The following is a 15,182-nucleotide window of genomic DNA, read 5'->3' as shown; positions in this document are numbered from 1 at the left end:
GGGCCGGATCGTCTCGTACAACGCGCGGCCGACCCTTTTGGAGGCATTCGGATCGGCCGCGGAGCGTCGTAAACGGGCTGTACCGCCGTCTACGGCGAACAAAGCGGCGCGAGTCCCGCCGGGACCCGTGAAAGCAGGACCCGCACTTCGCTTGTAACAAAACCATACCGTATCGTTCTGTTTTGGTCAAGGGAATGTTTCTAGCCCGTATCGACGCAAACGCCGTTCTCACGGAATTGTCAGCGGGGAGGGCGCCGCCGAACGGTTCCCTTGGGGATGGACTGAACGCGGCTCGATGGCCCAAGCGCGCCGGCCAGGAACAGCCTGATCGCCGAGCGCATGCGTTTTTCGGCGGACTTCATCTCCAGTGGCGTTCCGAACGTCGCCATGCGGTGCGTGTGACCCACGACCACGTCGAGAAAGACCTCAGCCGCGACCCCGGTATCCTCGACGTCCATCGCGCCCTGGGCGACCAAATGATCAAAGAAGCGCGCGGTCGTGGAAACGGCCTTCAACCAGCCCTCTTCCCTGCCGAGTTTGGCAATGTCGGGGAAGTTGATGGCCTGTGACGTCATCATGCGGCTGAACGCGACGGCATCGGGGCCGCAGGTGAACATCAGCATCTCACGCCCGACCTCTATCAGCCGCTGCTCAACCGAAATATCCGAGGAACGCGTGAGCTGTAGCTCCGCCGCTTCAGCAAGCGGAGCAAGCCAGCGCGCAATTTCGCGCCTCAGCACCTCCGCAAACAACCCCCGCTTGTCGCCGTAGCGCGAATAGACGGTGGGCTTGCTGACCCGGGCTGCTTCCGCAACCGCATCGAGCGAGGTCGCATCGTAGCCCCGGTCCAAGAACAGACGGGTGGCAACTTCGATCAGCCGCTGATCGCGCTCGATGGCGGCGCTTTTCGTCGGCCGGCCGCCGCGCGACTTCGGGACGTCCCGTCTTGCCGGTCTGGCCTTGGTCGCAGTCAATCCCATGCCCGTTGATTCCTGCGCGGTCGTGATATCAGTCATTGCTCTATAACGCGCAGCAAGAGGGGCGTCATCGCGAATCTGGCCGAATTGGCTATATCGGCAGCGGTCCAAGCAGGTAGTCGTTCCGCTCCTGCGCGGCTCACGGAAGCGTCGAAGTCCAGGCGCGGCCCGACGCAGCCTTCTCATACCCATATTGATAAAGGGCGCACATATAGGCGGTGTCGAAGCCCTCCGAGGGCGACGCGGGATAGTCGCGCTCAATATAGGACAGATGGAAGCCCCAGCGATTGCGTTTGGCGAAATCGTAGGTCGAGAAGATGACCGAGCGCGTCTGGGACTGGGTGATCGACGACAGGCTGCGTGAGGCGACATCGATCGTGCTGTTGGACACGAGCTCAAACGTTCGTTCGAGCTTTTTGTTGACGAGGATGTAGATGTTCATCCGGCTGTTTCCGGGCAGACGCCCCTGGAAGAGCAGGGCATCCGGCAGCGTCAGGACCGGAGCGGTCACGCCGCCATCCACATGCATCTCCTCAAAGCGCCGACCCTGGCCCTCGGCTTCGATCAGGATGGGCGGGAATACCAGGGGAATGCTGGCGGAGGCCGCCATGACGTCGCGAAACAGGCGCAGCGCCTCGGGCGAACCGACGGCTGCGATTTTCCCCATGTCCCAAACGACCGTGCGTTGGGTGTCGAGATCGGTCGTCACCACGAGCAATTTTCGGCCCTTGGCATTTTCGCGTGCAACGGCGGCCAGGATCTCCGGCCCGACATAGCGGGCCACCAGCTCGCGCAATTGCGTATTGCCGAACAGGCCGGATCCGAACAGCACGCGGATGATGCTGGGATCATGGAGCAGGCTCGAAGCTATGCCGCTGGTGTAGACCTCCCTCAGCGTATCGTCGTACTGGGACCCGAGAAACGCAAAAGGGGCGATCAAGCCGCCGGTGCTTACGCCTGAGACCACCGAGAAGGTCGGGCGGGTGCCGGCCGCGGTCCAGCCGTTCAACACCCCCACGCCATAGGCGCCATCGGCGCCGCCGCCAGAGAGCGCGAGATAGGTCCTGGTTGAGGAGAGGTCGTCTTTCTCGAAACGGAATTTTGTGACGGGTTCGTCGGTGTAGCGCCGCAGGCCATCGATATCGAGCACGCGGGAGCTAGAGGCATCCGCAGCGCTGTAGGGCGTCCGCGGCAGGGACGTGCAGGCGGCAGCCGCGAGGCTGCACAGCAACACGGCTGACCTGAGCAGGCGTGAGCCTGTCCTCCTGATCCGCCTGTCGGAGAGGATTGATTCATTCAGAAAAGAGGGGGAGGGCATCCGCCGTCAGTCACCGTACACGCACTTGCCGCCGCTGGCCTCATCGCCCGCCGGCGTCCCGTCCTGGCTCTACTTATAAAACTACACGGTATCGTTTTGTTTGACAAGTGAGGAGTTGAGCGCTCTGGGCGGCCCAATTGTGTCCGGCGTGGGGCCGTGGGCTGCTTAGAGCGCGCACTGGCGGGTTGATTGGTCGTTCCCGGCACGCAATAAGCAGCGCCATGAGTCTTCCCAATCATTTCGATTTGCTCGCCACCGATGGTGCTGCGCGCACCGGGCACCTGACGACGCCGCACGGCGTGGTGCGAACGCCTGCCTTCATGCCGTGCGGCACCGCCGGCGCGATGAAGGGCGTGCACTGGCGCGAGGTCCGTGACGCCGGCGCCGATATCGTGCTCGGCAACACCTATCATCTGATGCTACGGCCAGGCGCCGAGCGGATCGCGGCGCTCGGGGGCCTGCAGAGCTTCACGGGCTGGAACGGCCCGATGCTGACCGACTCCGGCGGCTTCCAGGTGATGTCGCTGTCTGACCTTCGCAAGGTCAGCGAACGCGCCGTGACGTTTCGCTCGCATATCGATGGCGCCAAGGTCGAGCTGTCGCCGGAGCGTTCGATCGAGGTGCAGCGGCTGCTCGGCTCCGACATTGCGATGCAGATGGACGAGTGCGTGCGGCTGCCGGCAGGGCGCGACGACATCGAACGTGCGATGCGGCTGTCGTTGCGCTGGGCTGAGCGCAGCAAGCGGGCCTTTGAGAGCGCGCCAGAAGGCTGCATGCTGTTCGGCATCGTGCAGGGCGGCGATATCGCCGAAATGCGCCACATCAACGCGCGCGAACTGGTCGAGATCGGCTTCCACGGTTACGCGATCGGCGGGCTTGCGGTCGGCGAGCCGCAGGCGGTGATGCTGGCGATGATTGAGGAAACGGCGCCGGCGTTGCCTGCCGATCGGCCGCGCTACCTCATGGGCGTCGGCACGCCGGAGGATTTGCTGGAGGCGGTGACGCGCGGCATCGACATGTTCGATTGCGTGATGCCGACAAGGAACGGGCGTCACGGCATGGCGTTCACCCGCTTCGGCCAGATCAATCTGCGCAACGCCCGCCATGCCGACGATCCGCGGCCGCTCGACGAAGAAAGCGAATGGCCGTCGGCGCGCAACATCTCGCGCGCCTATCTGCATCATCTGGTCCGCTCCGGAGAGACGCTCGGCGCGATGCTGCTGTCGGAGATCAATATCGCCTATTACCAGCATCTGATGCGCGGCATGCGCGACGCGATCACCGCCGGCACGTTCGAGACGTTCCAAAAACAAACGCGCGCCGGTTGGGCGCGCGGTGATATTGCTCCGAGATAAATCTCAATTACAGGCGAACCTCTTGACCGAATGCTTGGTCACGAAACCGTAACCGCAGGTGTCACAGGTCCAGAGATAGCTGATCACGTTGTCGTTGAGGTAAGCTGAAGCTTCCGCCGCGACCATGGTGTCGGCGCACACAGGGCACGTCGGCAAATCACACCCACGCGGATCGGGCCCTAATGGTACGGTCGACCGGAGTTCAGCAAAAGCTGGCATCGTGACCTCCTGGCGATCTGAGCCTCAGGCTCAGTCACGACCAAAGTATAAACAGAAATCTTTGACGAAGTCGCAACACAAATGCGTTGATTTCGCGATATTTGGCGACGTTCTTATTTTGCAATGCAGCGAACTCTTCGTTCAAGCAATTCCGGCTTGCGCATCGATGTGGCCGCCTCCTAAGTAGGGAGAGCGCCTTTCCCCGCACATGTTCGCATTGGGAGTGTCGAGATGGATGCGTCGTCAGCCGCGAGTGCAATGCAGCGTCCGGGGCGGGGACGGGTCTTCGACTCCATCGTCGATGCGATCGGTGACACGCCAATCGTTCGTTTGCGCAAACTGCCGGAGCAGCATGGTGTTAGCGCAACCATCCTGGCCAAGCTCGAATATTTCAATCCCGCCGCGAGCGTGAAAGACCGCATTGGCGCGGCAATGGTGATCGCGATGGAGAAGGCCGGCGTGATTAACGCCGATACCGTGCTGATCGAGCCGACGTCGGGCAATACCGGGATTGCGCTGGCTTTCGTCGCGGCCTCGCGCGGCTACCGGCTGAAATTGGTGATGCCGGAATCGATGTCGATCGAGCGGCGTAAGATGCTGGCGTTTCTCGGCGCCGAGATCATCCTGACGCCGGCTGCGCAGGGCATGAAGGGCTCGATCGCAACCGCCGAGGAACTGGTGCGGACCACGCCCAACGCCGTGATGCCGCAGCAGTTCAAGAACCTCGCTAACCCCGAAATTCATCGCCGCACCACGGCGGAAGAGATCTGGAACGACACCGGTGGCGACATCGATGTCTTCGTTGCCGGCGTCGGCACCGGCGGCACCATCACCGGTGTCGGACAGGTGCTTAAACCCCGCAAGCCGTCTTTGCGGATCGTTGCCGTTGAGCCGGAGGAAAGTCCGGTACTTGGCGGCGGGCAGCATACGCCGCACAAGATCCAGGGCATCGGCGCCGGCTTCATTCCGGACATCCTGGATCGCTCCGTGATCGATGAGATCGTCAGGGTCAACGGTCCGATCGCGATCGAAACCTCGCGCGCGCTGGCGCGCATGGAGGGCATTCCCGGCGGCATCTCCTCGGGCGCGGCGATCGCGGCGGCGCTGGCGATCGGCAAGCGTCCCGAGAGCGCCGGCAAGACCATTTTGGCCGTCGTGCCGTCATTCTCCGAGCGGTATTTGTCGACGGCGTTGTTTGAAGGAATTTAGCGATGGCGGACCAGCCGCGGCGGCCGAGAACCCTGAACGATGCGCGCACCGAGGCCGAGGCCGCATTCAAGCGCGCCACCGCCAAGGTGGCGCAAACGCCACCCAAACAAACCGCTGTTCCCGGCGTTCGCGAGCAGGTCACGCTGCGCATCGACCACGACGTGCTGGAATGGTTTCAAGAAGGCGGTCCGGGTTGGCAGGATCGCATCAACGAGGCGCTGCGAAAAGCCGCGGGCAAGTAGCACGCCGCCAAGCTGTATTGAAAAAAGGCCCGGGACCATCCCGGGCCTTTTTGGCAGATGGATCGCTCGCCGTTAGCGCAGCATGCCGCCGACGACACCGCCGATGAAGCGTCCGGCGCCGGCCGGATCAGGGCCGGGATTGCTGTACTGGCGCTGCGGCGAGGGCTGCTGCGGCTGAGGTTGCGCCTGAACGGTGCTGGGGGCGCGGCGCTTGGGAGTGGGGCGCTCCTCATCGGAACTCGCCGTCGGTGCGGCCGCCACGATCTCCGTCAGCAGCGCCTTGTGCTGCAGCTTGTTGAGGTAGCCGCTCTTGGGATAGCCGCGCGCCGCCTGCCAGCGCGTGATCACGGCACGGGTCGGGGCGTCGAACTGACCGGTGACCCTGGTGTCGAAGCCGAGCCCGGTCAGGCGGCGCTGCACGTCGCGGCGCTGGCCCTTGTCGAGGCCGATCTGGTCCTCGGTGGTCTGGTTCGCTTCTTCCTTGAAGGTCGCGGGATCGATGCCCGTGCTCAGGTTGCGGGTAGCGGTTGCATCCTTTGCACCGCTCTCCAGCGACGCAATCCGCGACAGGGCCAGCGAGCGGAACTGACCGTTAGGATAATTGGTCAGATAAGCGTTGAGTTCTTCGGGCTTGTTGGAATCCTTGATCGAGCGCCAGAACTCCAATTCCACGTCCGACGCTTTCGAAGCCGTCGCCGCCGGCGCTGCCGCAGCCACGGCACCCGGCGCGGGCGCGCCGTTCAGATAGACCGAACCGATCAGATTGGTGTGCCCCCAGGGGAGCTGCCCCTTGTTGGTCTCCTCGTTGACCTGGGCGCGGACTTTGGTCATCGCCTGCTGGATCTCGACGCCGGGCTGGGTGAGATTGGCGAGCAGCGCGCGGGTGAACGGGCTGTTGGAGCCTTCCTGGCCGTCGAGCGCGGTCTGGCCTGGGCCGGTCGCGAACGCGATCAGCGTGCCCTCGCCGGACTTCATTTCGGCGAGGCCCGTTTGCACGTTGACGCTGCGGGTCGCCGAGTTCGACTTGATCTTGGCCGCGAACGGATTGTCGCGGCAGGCGTCGAGGAACACCAGCTTGACCTTGGCATCGCCCATGGTCTGCTCGAGCGTGAGATCGATGTTGATTGCGGCGCCGAGCTTGACGTCCATTTCGGATTTGATGTCGGCGTCGATCGGCAGCAAATAGTTGGTGCCGGAGATCGCGATGCCGTGGCCGGCGTAGAAGAACAGCGCAACATCGGCGCCTTGCGCCTTCTTGCCGAAATCGAGCAGCCGCTCGGTCATCTTGTCGCGCGTGAGATTGGAACCCTCGACCACCTCGAATCCGACATTGCGGAGCGCAGCAGCCATCGCCTTGGCATCGACCGACGGGTTCGGCAGCGGCGCGACGTTCTTGTAGGCGCCGTTACCGACGACGAAGGCAACGCGCTTCTCGGCTTGAGCGGCGCCGGCCGTAAAGACCATGCATATGATGGACAAAATGAGGGTTTGGTAACGCATTGGAAATCCCCCTGCAGAATCAACAAAGGCTTTGGCTGTAACGCGGGCCGGACATTACAAAGAATCGCCCGCTTCGCACCACAAAAAAGCAGGCGAACAGCCAAATCCGGAAGCATCCGTTACCGACGCGACACGCGTTCTGACGTGATCTAGATCACAGCCCGGGAAATAAACTTCAGCCTTGCACGCGCGCAGGTGGCGAAGGATTCGGTTTCAGGTTCAACAGATTGCCGGTGAGGATGAGCGCCGCGCCGAGCACGGTGAAGGCATCCAGCCGTTCCGAATAGATCAGCCAGCCGGCTGCGGCGCTTAGGGGGACCCGCAGAAAATCCATCGGGATCACCACCGTGGCATCCGCATGCAGCATCGCGCGCGCCATGCAGTAGTGGGAAAACGTGCCGCAAAACGCGATCACCACGACCCAGCCCCAGAGATGGGGCGGTGGCCATGTCCAGACGTAGAGCGCGGGGAAGAAACCGGCCGCCGACTGTATCACCAGCATCCAGAACAGGATCAATAGCGTCTGCTCGGTCCGGGTCAGCGACTTGACCATCGCCACCGAAACGCCGAACCCGACCGCGGCGGCCAGCGCGATCAACTGCCCCGGATTGATCTCACTGGCAGCCGGGCGAACGATCACGACGACGCCGACTACACCGAGCACGATGGCGGTGATCTTCCAGGATGTCATGCGCTCGCCCAGAAACGTGGCGGCCAGGATCGCGGTCCAGATCGGCATGGTGAATTCGATCGCCACCACCTGGCCGATCGGGATCAGCGTCAGCGCAAAGAACCAGCCGAGCTGCGCGCCATAATGAATGAGGTTGCGTGCAACGTGCTGCGGCAGGCGTTTCGTCTTCATCGCGCCAAATCCGCCCCTGGCGCGGATCATCGGGTACAGCATCAGGAAACCGAGGATCGAACGCATCTCCATGAGCTGGAACACGTTGATCTCGCGCGCCGCTTCGCGTCCGGCGATCGCGATGATCAGCATCAGGGTCAGCCAGCCGGCCATCCACATTGCGGCCAGGGTTTTGGATTGTGTCCGGTCCATTCGCGGGGGAGATCGGTTGAGGGCAGGCCGGTATCGGCGAGCGCGCCACGATTTGCAACGCGCAAATGCGCGGGGGCAGCGATGCACGCGTTCGCTGTGGGAGTGGTCGGCGGTTCAGTGCTAAGCACTTTCGTCATTCCGGAGCGATGCGAAGCATCGAATCCGGAATCTTCAGATTCCCCGATGCGCAATTGCGCATCTGAGGTTTGGACGTTCGGAGCATCCCGGAACGACAGGAGGAGGAAACATGCGTATCTTGCAACCGGCCGAATGGTCGAAACCCCGCGGCTTCTCACATGGCGTCGAATTCGACGCCCCCGGCAGATGGATCGTGCTGGCCGGCCAGACCGGCGGCGACGAGAAGGGCGATTATGCCCCCGATATGGCCGCCCAGGTCGGCACCGCGCTGAAGCGTATCGTCAAGCTGCTTGGGGAAGCAGGCGCCGGTCCCGAGCACATCGTTCGCCTGACCTGGTACCTGACCAGCCGCAGCGAGTACGAGGCCGCAGGTCCCGGAATCGGTGCAGCCTGGAAGGAAACACTCGGGCGCAATTTCCCGCCATCAACGCTGCTCTACATCGACGGGCTGGTCGACGTCAGGGCCAAGGTCGAAATCGAAGTCACCGCCTTCGTGCCCAAGGCGTAACCAGACATCACTGGGCGGGCGCTGTCCGCTTCAACAGGCGCGCCGGAAGAGACAAAAGGATATCGTGAGCCAATGACCACTCGATCAACCTCTGCAGATTTCGTGACCGCCTTCGCAACCGGCTGGCCCGAGCACCAGCCCGACATCATGGTGCTGTCGCTGACCACGCACCGGGGCGTGCAGGATTTTGCGTTTAACAAGGAGCAGGCCTTGCTGATCGCCAAGACCATCAAGGAGACCGCGGCGAAGCTCGAAAAGCCGAAGACGAGTTAGGGCGATCGCCAACTCCGTGCTGTCGTCGCCCGCCAACGGGTCGCGCGAATGCGCGCCCCATGACAGGCTCCAGCGGGCGACCCAGTATTCCAGAGACGTCACGGCTAGAATCGATAGGCCGCGGCGTACTGGTTCGCTCGCCCCAGTGCGCAATTGCACACAGGACGGGCGATGACCCGGTGGCGGGCGGATTGACCTATTTCGATAGCGAGATATTGGCGGCGCGGAACTGACTGTCCGCCCTCAGGGCGATATGCTGCTTGTTGCCGGTGGTCTTGAGCGAGATGTTGGCAGCGAATCCGGCGGCCTGGGCGACCACCTGGAAGCTGCCGCCGGCGCCATGGCCCTGGATGCTGCCGCCGATATTGCGGCTGGACTCGGTCCAGGTGCCGCTGACTTCACCGCCGGCTGCGACTACGGCGGCTTGCAGATTGAACCTGTAAGCGTCGCTGGCGCAGGTGAGGACCATTTCCATGTTGGGGCCGGCCACCTTGTAGATCGCGCGGCAACGAATGCGTTCGCTCGAACCGTCATCCAGCGTCACGGTGCCGCCACCGGACCAGGTGCCGGCCATACCGGCGAAGGCGCTGGACTGGGCATGGCTCGTGGAGGCCGAGGATGCCGCGATAAAAAAAGCGACGGCTGCGAATGTCAGCCGCCGCGCTTTGGCGAAAAATTCAAAAGCCTCGCTTGCCTTACTGACGGGACGCTTCCCATCGACCGCTACATGCGACACCAGCTGAAGCCCCATTCCATTTCCCCGATCCGGAGTTGCCATTGAGTTGACCGTTCGCATATGCACCATTGATTGAGACTCGCACAAGTCCCCCACTACCGACGCTGCCGGAAACCGGACCGCCCGAAATCTTGCCGTCGGTGACATTCACGGTCGAGGTAGTCTGCGCATCGCAATTGCCCGTTTTTGTGACAACGGTGACCTGCCAAAGGCCGTCATACGGGGACTGGGCGGAGGCAGGCGCGCTGGCAAAGGTGGCGGCGGAAGCAAGCAACGAAACAAACAACAGGTTGTGAATGCGGTTGGAACGCATGGATCAAATCCCCGAAATGTGTGTGATGGCGCGCCTTATCTGGTCACAATGTGTCCAAACTTGGGTGCGCCGCAGCACTGTGGAAAGTTCCCGCGATCTCAAACACATCAAGGTGAATCCGGTTCCGCCTCGGGAACAAAAATTCTCAGTTTCGTCTTCGCTTGCGGCGGGAATTCCGCGATTCCGCGGTATTATGGTAGGAATCAAGGCCTGGCATCGGTCAGGCTAGGTGCCTTGGTGGCAAATTCCTCATCTTGGGGCGTGGCAGGCAGGCTGCCGTGGGCTTTGGCGTGGTAAACGACATCGGCCAATAATTTCTGGCCGAGCGGCGCCAGCGCGCGCTCCCAGAGCTCACGGGCAGTTTCTCCTTTCTTGACGAACACCCACTCCTGCGCGGCGATCGCGCCGGCATCCATCCGGTCGGCGAGGTGGTACACAGTGCCGCCCGCGATCGGGTCGCCTTCCTTGATGGTCCATTCGACCGCGGCGATGCCACGATGCCGGGGCAACAGCGAGGGATGATAGCCGATACCGCCAAGTTTGGCTGCGGCCAGCGCTTCCCTGGTGACGCGGGCATGGCTGTGCGCGGTGATGATGAGGTCGGTCCCGGGCGCAATTTCAGGCGCGACGACGCGTTTCGGATCGGCCTGCACCACGACGTCAACCCCGGCGGCCCGCGCGGCGGCGGCAAGCCGATCCTCGCCATCGTGAACGACGACGCGGACGATATCGACCCCATGTTGGCGTAGCGTATTGAATGTCGTCACGCCAAAATGGCGGGAACCGACCAGGGTAATCCGCATGTGTTCTGTCCGTGGTTAATCAAGCCGATATGCCGATAGCACACCCTGCCGGCCTGTTTCGATGCTCCCTAACAGGCGCTCGGGTTATCAACAGGGCGGGACGACTAGCAAAGCGGAGCGGCCGGCGCCTAATCCTGTTCCGTCACCATGACAGGATCCGCAGTGATGGTCTGGAATAGGTCGAGGCCGGTGGTCGGACCGGCTCGGGCTGTGGTTCAGCCACTCTATTCAGGCATCTCCGCAGGTCGTCGCTGCACTGCTTCATCTGGTTGCGCAACTCGCGCCGGGCGAAGACGGTGAGGGAAGGATCGCCGAGCTGCTGCCAGGCAGCGCGCAGCCATTGCTGCAGGGCGCGGATATCGGAATCGAGCACTTCGGGCTGGTTCATGCCGCCGTAATCTCAAAACGTGATCGCGCCTTGATTAGGTCTGATTCTATTACCGACGACTACTCCGTAACAGGACGGACAGCACGAAAATGGGTTCGCCCGGAGGCGAGGGAACGCGCGCCCTACATCTTCGTTGAGTGGGTGCCTCCTGGAGAGACCTCGATGTCCCGCAATCCGGCGCTTGTCCTCCTCGTGGCGCTCGGGCTGATCGTTCCCGTAAAGGCGTTAGCACAATTGACGCCGCCAGCCGGCTCGGCGGGTGCCGGCAATTCGCCGATATCGGGCGTACCGTTCGGACCGGCCAATCCCAGGGTGCTCTCCGATCCGAGCGGCATCGGTAACGCCGCGAACACGCCGCCGCTCCGTCCCAATCCTCCACCGCCGGTCGTCTCCTACGGCTCTGTCGACTCGCCGGCGCCGCGCGCACGCTTGGTGACGCCGCCACATCCAGGCGCCTCGCAGCGGATCATCAGCGCGCGTCAGGCTCACCCGCGCAAGCCGCCGGTTCGCCGACGGGGGCGGGCGGAGGTGAGTACGTTCACGGGGATCTGCCGGGGTTGCTAGCGATCAAATTGCAGTCCATCCCGCGGGAAACGAAGCGCGCCGGTAAACGCACACTTCCGCGCCCGGTCCACCGTTTGGAACAATCTTCTCTTGCCAGACTTGACCACAGCTAAGCGCTCAGCGGTCATGCGTGCTGGTCCCTGCATGTGCCGACACCGAGTATCGTGCGACGCAAAATTGCCCTTGAGGCAGGGATGGCGGGAATGAACATCCAGCAACGGACGGCCAAGACTCTTTCCCAGCCGGGCCGGTCTGCCTGTCTGGACGTCCCTCATTTGCCCCGCGATGAATGGCGGCAGGCGCATGAAGAAAGATTGGCTGTCACCTACGAACATGTTGGCGTCGGCATCGTCGAGATCGACGAGGCTGGACGGATGCTGCGCGTCAACCAGAAGGCCTGCGATCTGGTCGGACGAGAAGCGGCCGACTTGCTCGGCCGCTCCATCTTTGACGAGACTTCGCCACAGGACGTCGCACAGGATCTCGCGCAGTTCAGGCGACAGATCGCGGGCGAAATCGATCGTTACACCACCGAAAAGCGTCTCGCGCGAAAGGACGGTTCGTACATCTGGGCGGAGGTGACGTCCTCGAGCGTTCGCGATGCGTCTGGAAATTTTCTTTATGCGGTGCGCGCTCAGCATGATATCAGCGCTCGCAAGGAAGCCGAACAGGCGCTGGCGCGCCGCAGCGAAGAGCAGGCGGCGCTGTTCCAGTTCTCCGAAAGGCTTCAGTCCGTCGCGTCCTTTCCAGAGGTTTACGACGCAGCTCTGGACGCCATCCTCGCTGGTCTCGCATGCGAGCGCGCCTCCATTCTCCTGTTCGACGACAAGGACGTGATGCGTTTCGTCGGATGGCGGGGCCTGTCGGACGGGTATCGGAAAGCCGTTGAGGGCCACTCGCCATGGGGCAGGGATGAACGAAATCCGCGTCCGGTCTGTTTCGAAAATGTCGGCGCTTCAGCCCTTTCGGATACCCTTAAGGAAACGATCGCGCGCGAGCACATCGCAGCCGTCGCTTTCATTCCGATCCTGATCGGCGGCCGGCTGGTCGGAAAATTCATGGCCTATTACGACCGGCCGCATCATTTCATCGAAGCGGAGATCGACGTCGCACTGACGCTCGCGCGGCAACTCGGGTTTGGAATTGCCAGATTGAGGTCGGAACAGGCGCGGTGCGCCGCCGAGGAGCGCGCGCAGCAACTCGTGTCCATCGTGGAATCCTCCGACGACGCCATCATCAGCAAGGATCTGAACGGGATCATCCAGACCTGGAATTCCGGCGCGGAGCGGCTGTTCGGCTATACCGCCGGCGAGGCCATCGGCAAGCCTGTGACCATTCTGTTTCCGCCGGGGCGCGAAGACGAGGAGCCGGGGATCCTCGCGCGCATACGGCGCGGCGAGCGCATCCACCATTATGAAACGGTTCGCCGGCGGAAGGACGGCGGCCTTTTGGATATTTCGCTGACCGTCTCGCCCGTGCACGACGGCACAGGACGCATCATTGGCGCATCGAAGATCGCGCGCGACATCACCGGCCGGAAGGAAGTCGAACGCAAGCTCCAGGAGAGCGAACTGCGTCTCAAGGCACTGCTCGCCGCGATTCCAGCCGCCATCTACACGACGGACGCGCAGGGGAAGATTACCTACTTCAATGAAGCGGCGGTCGAATTCTCGGGGCGGACGCCCGCGCTCGGCAGCGACGAATGGTGTGTCACCTGGAAGCTGTTCAATCCCGACGGCACCCCACTTCCGCACGACCAGTGCCCGATGGCGGTTGCGCTGAAGGAAGGACGCGCCGTGCGCGGCGCCGAAGCAGTCGCCGAACGGCCGGACGGAACGCGGGTGCCGTTCATTCCCTTCCCGACGCCGCTGCGGGACACCTTCGGCAGGATCACCGGCGCCATCAACATGCTGGTTGATATCAGCGAGCGGCGGCAGGCGGAAACGCAGCAACGGCTTTTGCTCGATGAACTCAATCATCGCACCAAGAACAACATGCAGATGCTGCAGTCGCTGCTTTTCTCCGCGGCAAGGACTGCACGCAGCGAGGAGGCGCGGAAAGTCCTGAACGAAGCCAGCGCACGGATCGCGGCCATGGCGGCGGCGCAGCGTGTGCTGTACGGCCGAACGGATGCCAGCCGCTTCGCGGCCGAAGAATTCCTGCCGGCGGTCTGCCAGACCATCCGTCAGTTGCTGCCGGCGGATGCACGAATTGAGTGTGGCGCGGCGGGCGGCGTGCTTTCCAACGACGTGGCGATGCCGCTGGCATTGATATTGAACGAGCTTCTGACAAACGCCGTGAAGCACGGCATCAAGGATCACGCGAGGCAGCGCGTCCGGGTTAGCCTGACCGAGCATGACGGACGGTTGGCGCTCTGCGTCGAGGACGACGGCGAGGGGTTCGACCTGGAGGCTGTGCGCAAGACCTCGTCGGGGCTCCAGCTCGTGCTCGGTCTCGCGCGCCAGCTCCATGGAACCCTTTGCGTCACGAAAAATCCGTCGCGGGTGTGCCTCGATTTCCCTGCTGCCAAAATCTAGGCCGCTGATCGATGACGACACCGCACCAGAGCGCAGGACATTTTGCGTTGCCGTCCGAGCCGAACCGGAACTCGTCTCCGCCTGCTGAAGAGCATCGACCCATGGAGGGGAGGCAGGGGCCGCCGCGGGTTCTTGTCGTCGAGGATGATTTCCTGATCGCCATGCAAACCGAAGTCGCGCTGACTGCTGCCGGCTTTGAAGTTGTCGGTCCGGCCACGACCGCCGAGGAAGCCGTCGCACTGGCCGGGGAGGCCCAACCGACGCTGGCGGTGATGGATATTCGGCTCGCCAGCACCCGCGACGGTATCGACGCCGCTCGGCAACTGTATCAGGACTTCGCCATTCGCTGCATCTTTGCGACCGCGCACGACGATGTGCACACGCGCGGGCGCGCCGAGCCCTATGCCCCCCTCGGATGGCTGCCGAAGCCGTACACTATGGCGTCGCTGCTATCGGTGGTCGCGGAGGCTCTCTCGCAGTTGCGCCGGCCGTAGCGGAAGCGCAGCGCGCGCGGGTGCTGCCTACACGGCCAGTCGTGCTCTGGCGCTGTGGATCGCAGCGCTCAGTCCTCATAATAGTAGCGGCGACGACCTTCATATCCGCCGCCGTAATAACGCTGGCGGCCCTCCTGAAACTGCGGCGGGACCGTTCCCGTCGGGTAGCATTGACCGTCTCGGCTATCGAGGTCCGCGCCATGCCCGCACGGAACGGGGTAGCGGCCGCCGCGATAGTAACGCGGATATTGCCTTGCGGCCTGCTCCTGCGGCGGCAGATATCCGTTCGGATAGCAGAGGCCATCGCGCGCGCTCAGATCCCAGCCATGGCCGCATGGCGGCGGATGGGCGGGTACCCGGTATTGCACGGCTTGAGGCAGGACAGGTTCAGCAACGCTCCCGGGCGCCATGCTCAACTGAGCGGCAAGTGCTGCAGCGGCAATGCTGACGATCATGGTCGGTCTCCGATCAAACCAGTAGCTGCCAGCGTTTCCACGACGCGCTGACCCGTCATCCGATCACGATCGAGGGCTGCTGTTGCACCGATAGTATTA

At 63.0% G+C, this 15,182-nt stretch carries 18 protein-coding genes and 2 pseudogenes; 10 read left to right on the top strand and 10 right to left on the bottom strand.

Translation table 11 applies throughout. The features are described from left to right. Positions 1-239: 239 nt before the first annotated feature. Positions 240-980, bottom strand: coding sequence for a TetR/AcrR family transcriptional regulator (locus HCN58_RS26735; RefSeq protein WP_171582348.1), 741 nt, complete (start codon positions 978-980; stop codon positions 240-242). A gap of 136 nt (positions 981-1,116) precedes the next feature. After that, entirely contained in the window at positions 1,117-2,295 is a 1,179-nt protein-coding gene (locus HCN58_RS26730) for a patatin-like phospholipase family protein (RefSeq protein ID WP_171582347.1), read from the bottom strand. A 221-nt stretch (positions 2,296-2,516) separates the two neighbouring features. Between HCN58_RS26730 and tgt the strand changes: the two genes are divergently transcribed. Continuing rightward, positions 2,517-3,650: a tRNA guanosine(34) transglycosylase Tgt gene (tgt, locus tag HCN58_RS26725; protein ID WP_171582346.1), complete on the top strand. Its 1,134-nt coding sequence runs from the start codon at positions 2,517-2,519 to the stop codon at positions 3,648-3,650. A gap of 3 nt (positions 3,651-3,653) precedes the next feature. Here the strand turns inward: tgt and HCN58_RS36130 are convergent, their stop codons facing one another. Further along, complete coding sequence (locus HCN58_RS36130; protein ID WP_235983917.1) at positions 3,654-3,869, bottom strand: hypothetical protein; 216 nt, start codon at positions 3,867-3,869, stop codon at positions 3,654-3,656. Positions 3,870-4,100: 231 nt separating this feature from the next. Between HCN58_RS36130 and cysK the strand changes: the two genes are divergently transcribed. Beyond that, entirely contained in the window at positions 4,101-5,078 is a 978-nt protein-coding gene (gene cysK / locus HCN58_RS26720; RefSeq protein WP_171582345.1) for a cysteine synthase A, read from the top strand. Between the two features lie 2 nt (positions 5,079-5,080). Then, complete coding sequence (locus HCN58_RS26715) at positions 5,081-5,320, top strand: BrnA antitoxin family protein (RefSeq protein WP_171582344.1); 240 nt, start codon at positions 5,081-5,083, stop codon at positions 5,318-5,320. A gap of 72 nt (positions 5,321-5,392) precedes the next feature. On the opposite strand, the gene HCN58_RS26710 is transcribed toward HCN58_RS26715, so the two are convergent. Both HCN58_RS26710 and HCN58_RS26705 read right to left on the bottom strand, forming a co-directional pair. Continuing rightward, a complete protein-coding gene (locus HCN58_RS26710; RefSeq protein ID WP_171582343.1) occupies positions 5,393-6,820 on the bottom strand; it encodes a caspase family protein in 1,428 nt (475 codons plus the stop codon). Positions 6,821-6,995: 175 nt separating this feature from the next. Then, entirely contained in the window at positions 6,996-7,874 is an 879-nt protein-coding gene (locus HCN58_RS26705; protein WP_171582342.1) for a DMT family transporter, read from the bottom strand. Between the two features lie 247 nt (positions 7,875-8,121). Here HCN58_RS26705 and HCN58_RS26700 point away from each other — a divergent pair, with 247 nt between their 5' ends. Next, positions 8,122-8,520, top strand: a complete 399-nt coding sequence (locus tag HCN58_RS26700; protein WP_171582341.1) for a RidA family protein — start codon at positions 8,122-8,124, stop codon at positions 8,518-8,520. A 72-nt stretch (positions 8,521-8,592) separates the two neighbouring features. Continuing rightward, the gene (locus HCN58_RS26695) at positions 8,593-8,793 is read left to right on the top strand and encodes a hypothetical protein (RefSeq protein ID WP_065729280.1); all 201 of its coding nucleotides are present in this window, start codon (positions 8,593-8,595) and stop codon (positions 8,791-8,793) included. A gap of 196 nt (positions 8,794-8,989) precedes the next feature. On the opposite strand, the gene HCN58_RS26690 is transcribed toward HCN58_RS26695, so the two are convergent. The 4 genes from HCN58_RS26690 to HCN58_RS26675 form a co-directional block, all read right to left on the bottom strand. After that, the gene (locus tag HCN58_RS26690; protein ID WP_171582340.1) at positions 8,990-9,544 is read right to left on the bottom strand and encodes a hypothetical protein; all 555 of its coding nucleotides are present in this window, start codon (positions 9,542-9,544) and stop codon (positions 8,990-8,992) included. Continuing rightward, positions 9,489-9,842, bottom strand: coding sequence for a hypothetical protein (locus tag HCN58_RS26685; protein ID WP_171582339.1), 354 nt, complete (start codon positions 9,840-9,842; stop codon positions 9,489-9,491). Before HCN58_RS26685 ends, HCN58_RS26690 begins: the two co-directional genes overlap by 56 nt. Before the next feature lie 203 nt (positions 9,843-10,045). Continuing rightward, the gene (locus tag HCN58_RS26680; protein WP_171582338.1) at positions 10,046-10,645 is read right to left on the bottom strand and encodes a formyltransferase family protein; all 600 of its coding nucleotides are present in this window, start codon (positions 10,643-10,645) and stop codon (positions 10,046-10,048) included. A gap of 142 nt (positions 10,646-10,787) precedes the next feature. Next, complete coding sequence (locus HCN58_RS26675; RefSeq protein ID WP_171582337.1) at positions 10,788-11,033, bottom strand: hypothetical protein; 246 nt, start codon at positions 11,031-11,033, stop codon at positions 10,788-10,790. Between the two features lie 162 nt (positions 11,034-11,195). Here HCN58_RS26675 and HCN58_RS26670 point away from each other — a divergent pair, with 162 nt between their 5' ends. The 5 genes and pseudogenes from HCN58_RS26670 (at position 11,196) to HCN58_RS26660 (ending at position 14,628) form a co-directional block, all read left to right on the top strand. Further along, entirely contained in the window at positions 11,196-11,597 is a 402-nt protein-coding gene (locus tag HCN58_RS26670) for a hypothetical protein (RefSeq protein WP_171582336.1), read from the top strand. A gap of 194 nt (positions 11,598-11,791) precedes the next feature. Next, positions 11,792-12,730 (top strand): annotated as a pseudogene (locus HCN58_RS37835) (PAS domain S-box protein); the annotation flags it as partial. Positions 12,731-12,772: 42 nt separating this feature from the next. Continuing rightward, positions 12,773-13,555 (top strand): annotated as a pseudogene (locus HCN58_RS37830) (PAS domain-containing protein); the annotation flags it as partial. Beyond that, positions 13,556-14,134, top strand: a complete 579-nt coding sequence (locus HCN58_RS37825) for a sensor histidine kinase (protein WP_446471650.1) — start codon at positions 13,556-13,558, stop codon at positions 14,132-14,134. Positions 14,135-14,235: 101 nt separating this feature from the next. After that, positions 14,236-14,628: a response regulator gene (locus tag HCN58_RS26660; protein ID WP_235983913.1), complete on the top strand. Its 393-nt coding sequence runs from the start codon at positions 14,236-14,238 to the stop codon at positions 14,626-14,628. Positions 14,629-14,696: 68 nt separating this feature from the next. On the opposite strand, the gene HCN58_RS26655 is transcribed toward HCN58_RS26660, so the two are convergent. Then, positions 14,697-15,083 (bottom strand): hypothetical protein, encoded by a 387-nt coding sequence (locus HCN58_RS26655; protein ID WP_171582333.1) that lies wholly within the window; start codon positions 15,081-15,083, stop codon positions 14,697-14,699. Positions 15,084-15,182 lie beyond the last annotated feature (99 nt).

This window comes from Bradyrhizobium australiense (assembly GCF_013114825.1).
Taxonomy (GTDB): domain Bacteria; phylum Pseudomonadota; class Alphaproteobacteria; order Rhizobiales; family Xanthobacteraceae; genus Bradyrhizobium; species Bradyrhizobium australiense.
This window is presented reverse-complemented; position numbering and strand designations above follow the sequence as displayed.

What these genes read in the sequence shown, in the direction of transcription:
- HCN58_RS26660 (WP_235983913.1), top strand. Translation starts at nt 14,236, where the DNA reads ATGGAGGGGAGGCAGGGGCCGCCGCGGGTTCTTGTCGTCGAGGATGAT.
- HCN58_RS26685 (WP_171582339.1), bottom strand. Translation starts at nt 9,842, where the DNA reads ATGCGTTCCAACCGCATTCACAACCTGTTGTTTGTTTCGTTGCTTGCT.
- HCN58_RS26690 (WP_171582340.1), bottom strand. Translation starts at nt 9,544, where the DNA reads ATGGGGCTTCAGCTGGTGTCGCATGTAGCGGTCGATGGGAAGCGTCCC.
- HCN58_RS26670 (WP_171582336.1), top strand. Translation starts at nt 11,196, where the DNA reads ATGTCCCGCAATCCGGCGCTTGTCCTCCTCGTGGCGCTCGGGCTGATC.
- HCN58_RS26695 (WP_065729280.1), top strand. Translation starts at nt 8,593, where the DNA reads ATGACCACTCGATCAACCTCTGCAGATTTCGTGACCGCCTTCGCAACC.
- tgt (WP_171582346.1), top strand. Translation starts at nt 2,517, where the DNA reads ATGAGTCTTCCCAATCATTTCGATTTGCTCGCCACCGATGGTGCTGCG.
- HCN58_RS26700 (WP_171582341.1), top strand. Translation starts at nt 8,122, where the DNA reads ATGCGTATCTTGCAACCGGCCGAATGGTCGAAACCCCGCGGCTTCTCA.
- HCN58_RS26710 (WP_171582343.1), bottom strand. Translation starts at nt 6,820, where the DNA reads ATGCGTTACCAAACCCTCATTTTGTCCATCATATGCATGGTCTTTACG.
- HCN58_RS26675 (WP_171582337.1), bottom strand. Translation starts at nt 11,033, where the DNA reads ATGAACCAGCCCGAAGTGCTCGATTCCGATATCCGCGCCCTGCAGCAA.
- HCN58_RS26730 (WP_171582347.1), bottom strand. Translation starts at nt 2,295, where the DNA reads ATGCCCTCCCCCTCTTTTCTGAATGAATCAATCCTCTCCGACAGGCGG.
- cysK (WP_171582345.1), top strand. Translation starts at nt 4,101, where the DNA reads ATGGATGCGTCGTCAGCCGCGAGTGCAATGCAGCGTCCGGGGCGGGGA.
- HCN58_RS26735 (WP_171582348.1), bottom strand. Translation starts at nt 980, where the DNA reads ATGGGATTGACTGCGACCAAGGCCAGACCGGCAAGACGGGACGTCCCG.
- HCN58_RS36130 (WP_235983917.1), bottom strand. Translation starts at nt 3,869, where the DNA reads ATGCCAGCTTTTGCTGAACTCCGGTCGACCGTACCATTAGGGCCCGAT.
- HCN58_RS26715 (WP_171582344.1), top strand. Translation starts at nt 5,081, where the DNA reads ATGGCGGACCAGCCGCGGCGGCCGAGAACCCTGAACGATGCGCGCACC.
- HCN58_RS26680 (WP_171582338.1), bottom strand. Translation starts at nt 10,645, where the DNA reads ATGCGGATTACCCTGGTCGGTTCCCGCCATTTTGGCGTGACGACATTC.
- HCN58_RS26705 (WP_171582342.1), bottom strand. Translation starts at nt 7,874, where the DNA reads ATGGACCGGACACAATCCAAAACCCTGGCCGCAATGTGGATGGCCGGC.
- HCN58_RS26655 (WP_171582333.1), bottom strand. Translation starts at nt 15,083, where the DNA reads ATGATCGTCAGCATTGCCGCTGCAGCACTTGCCGCTCAGTTGAGCATG.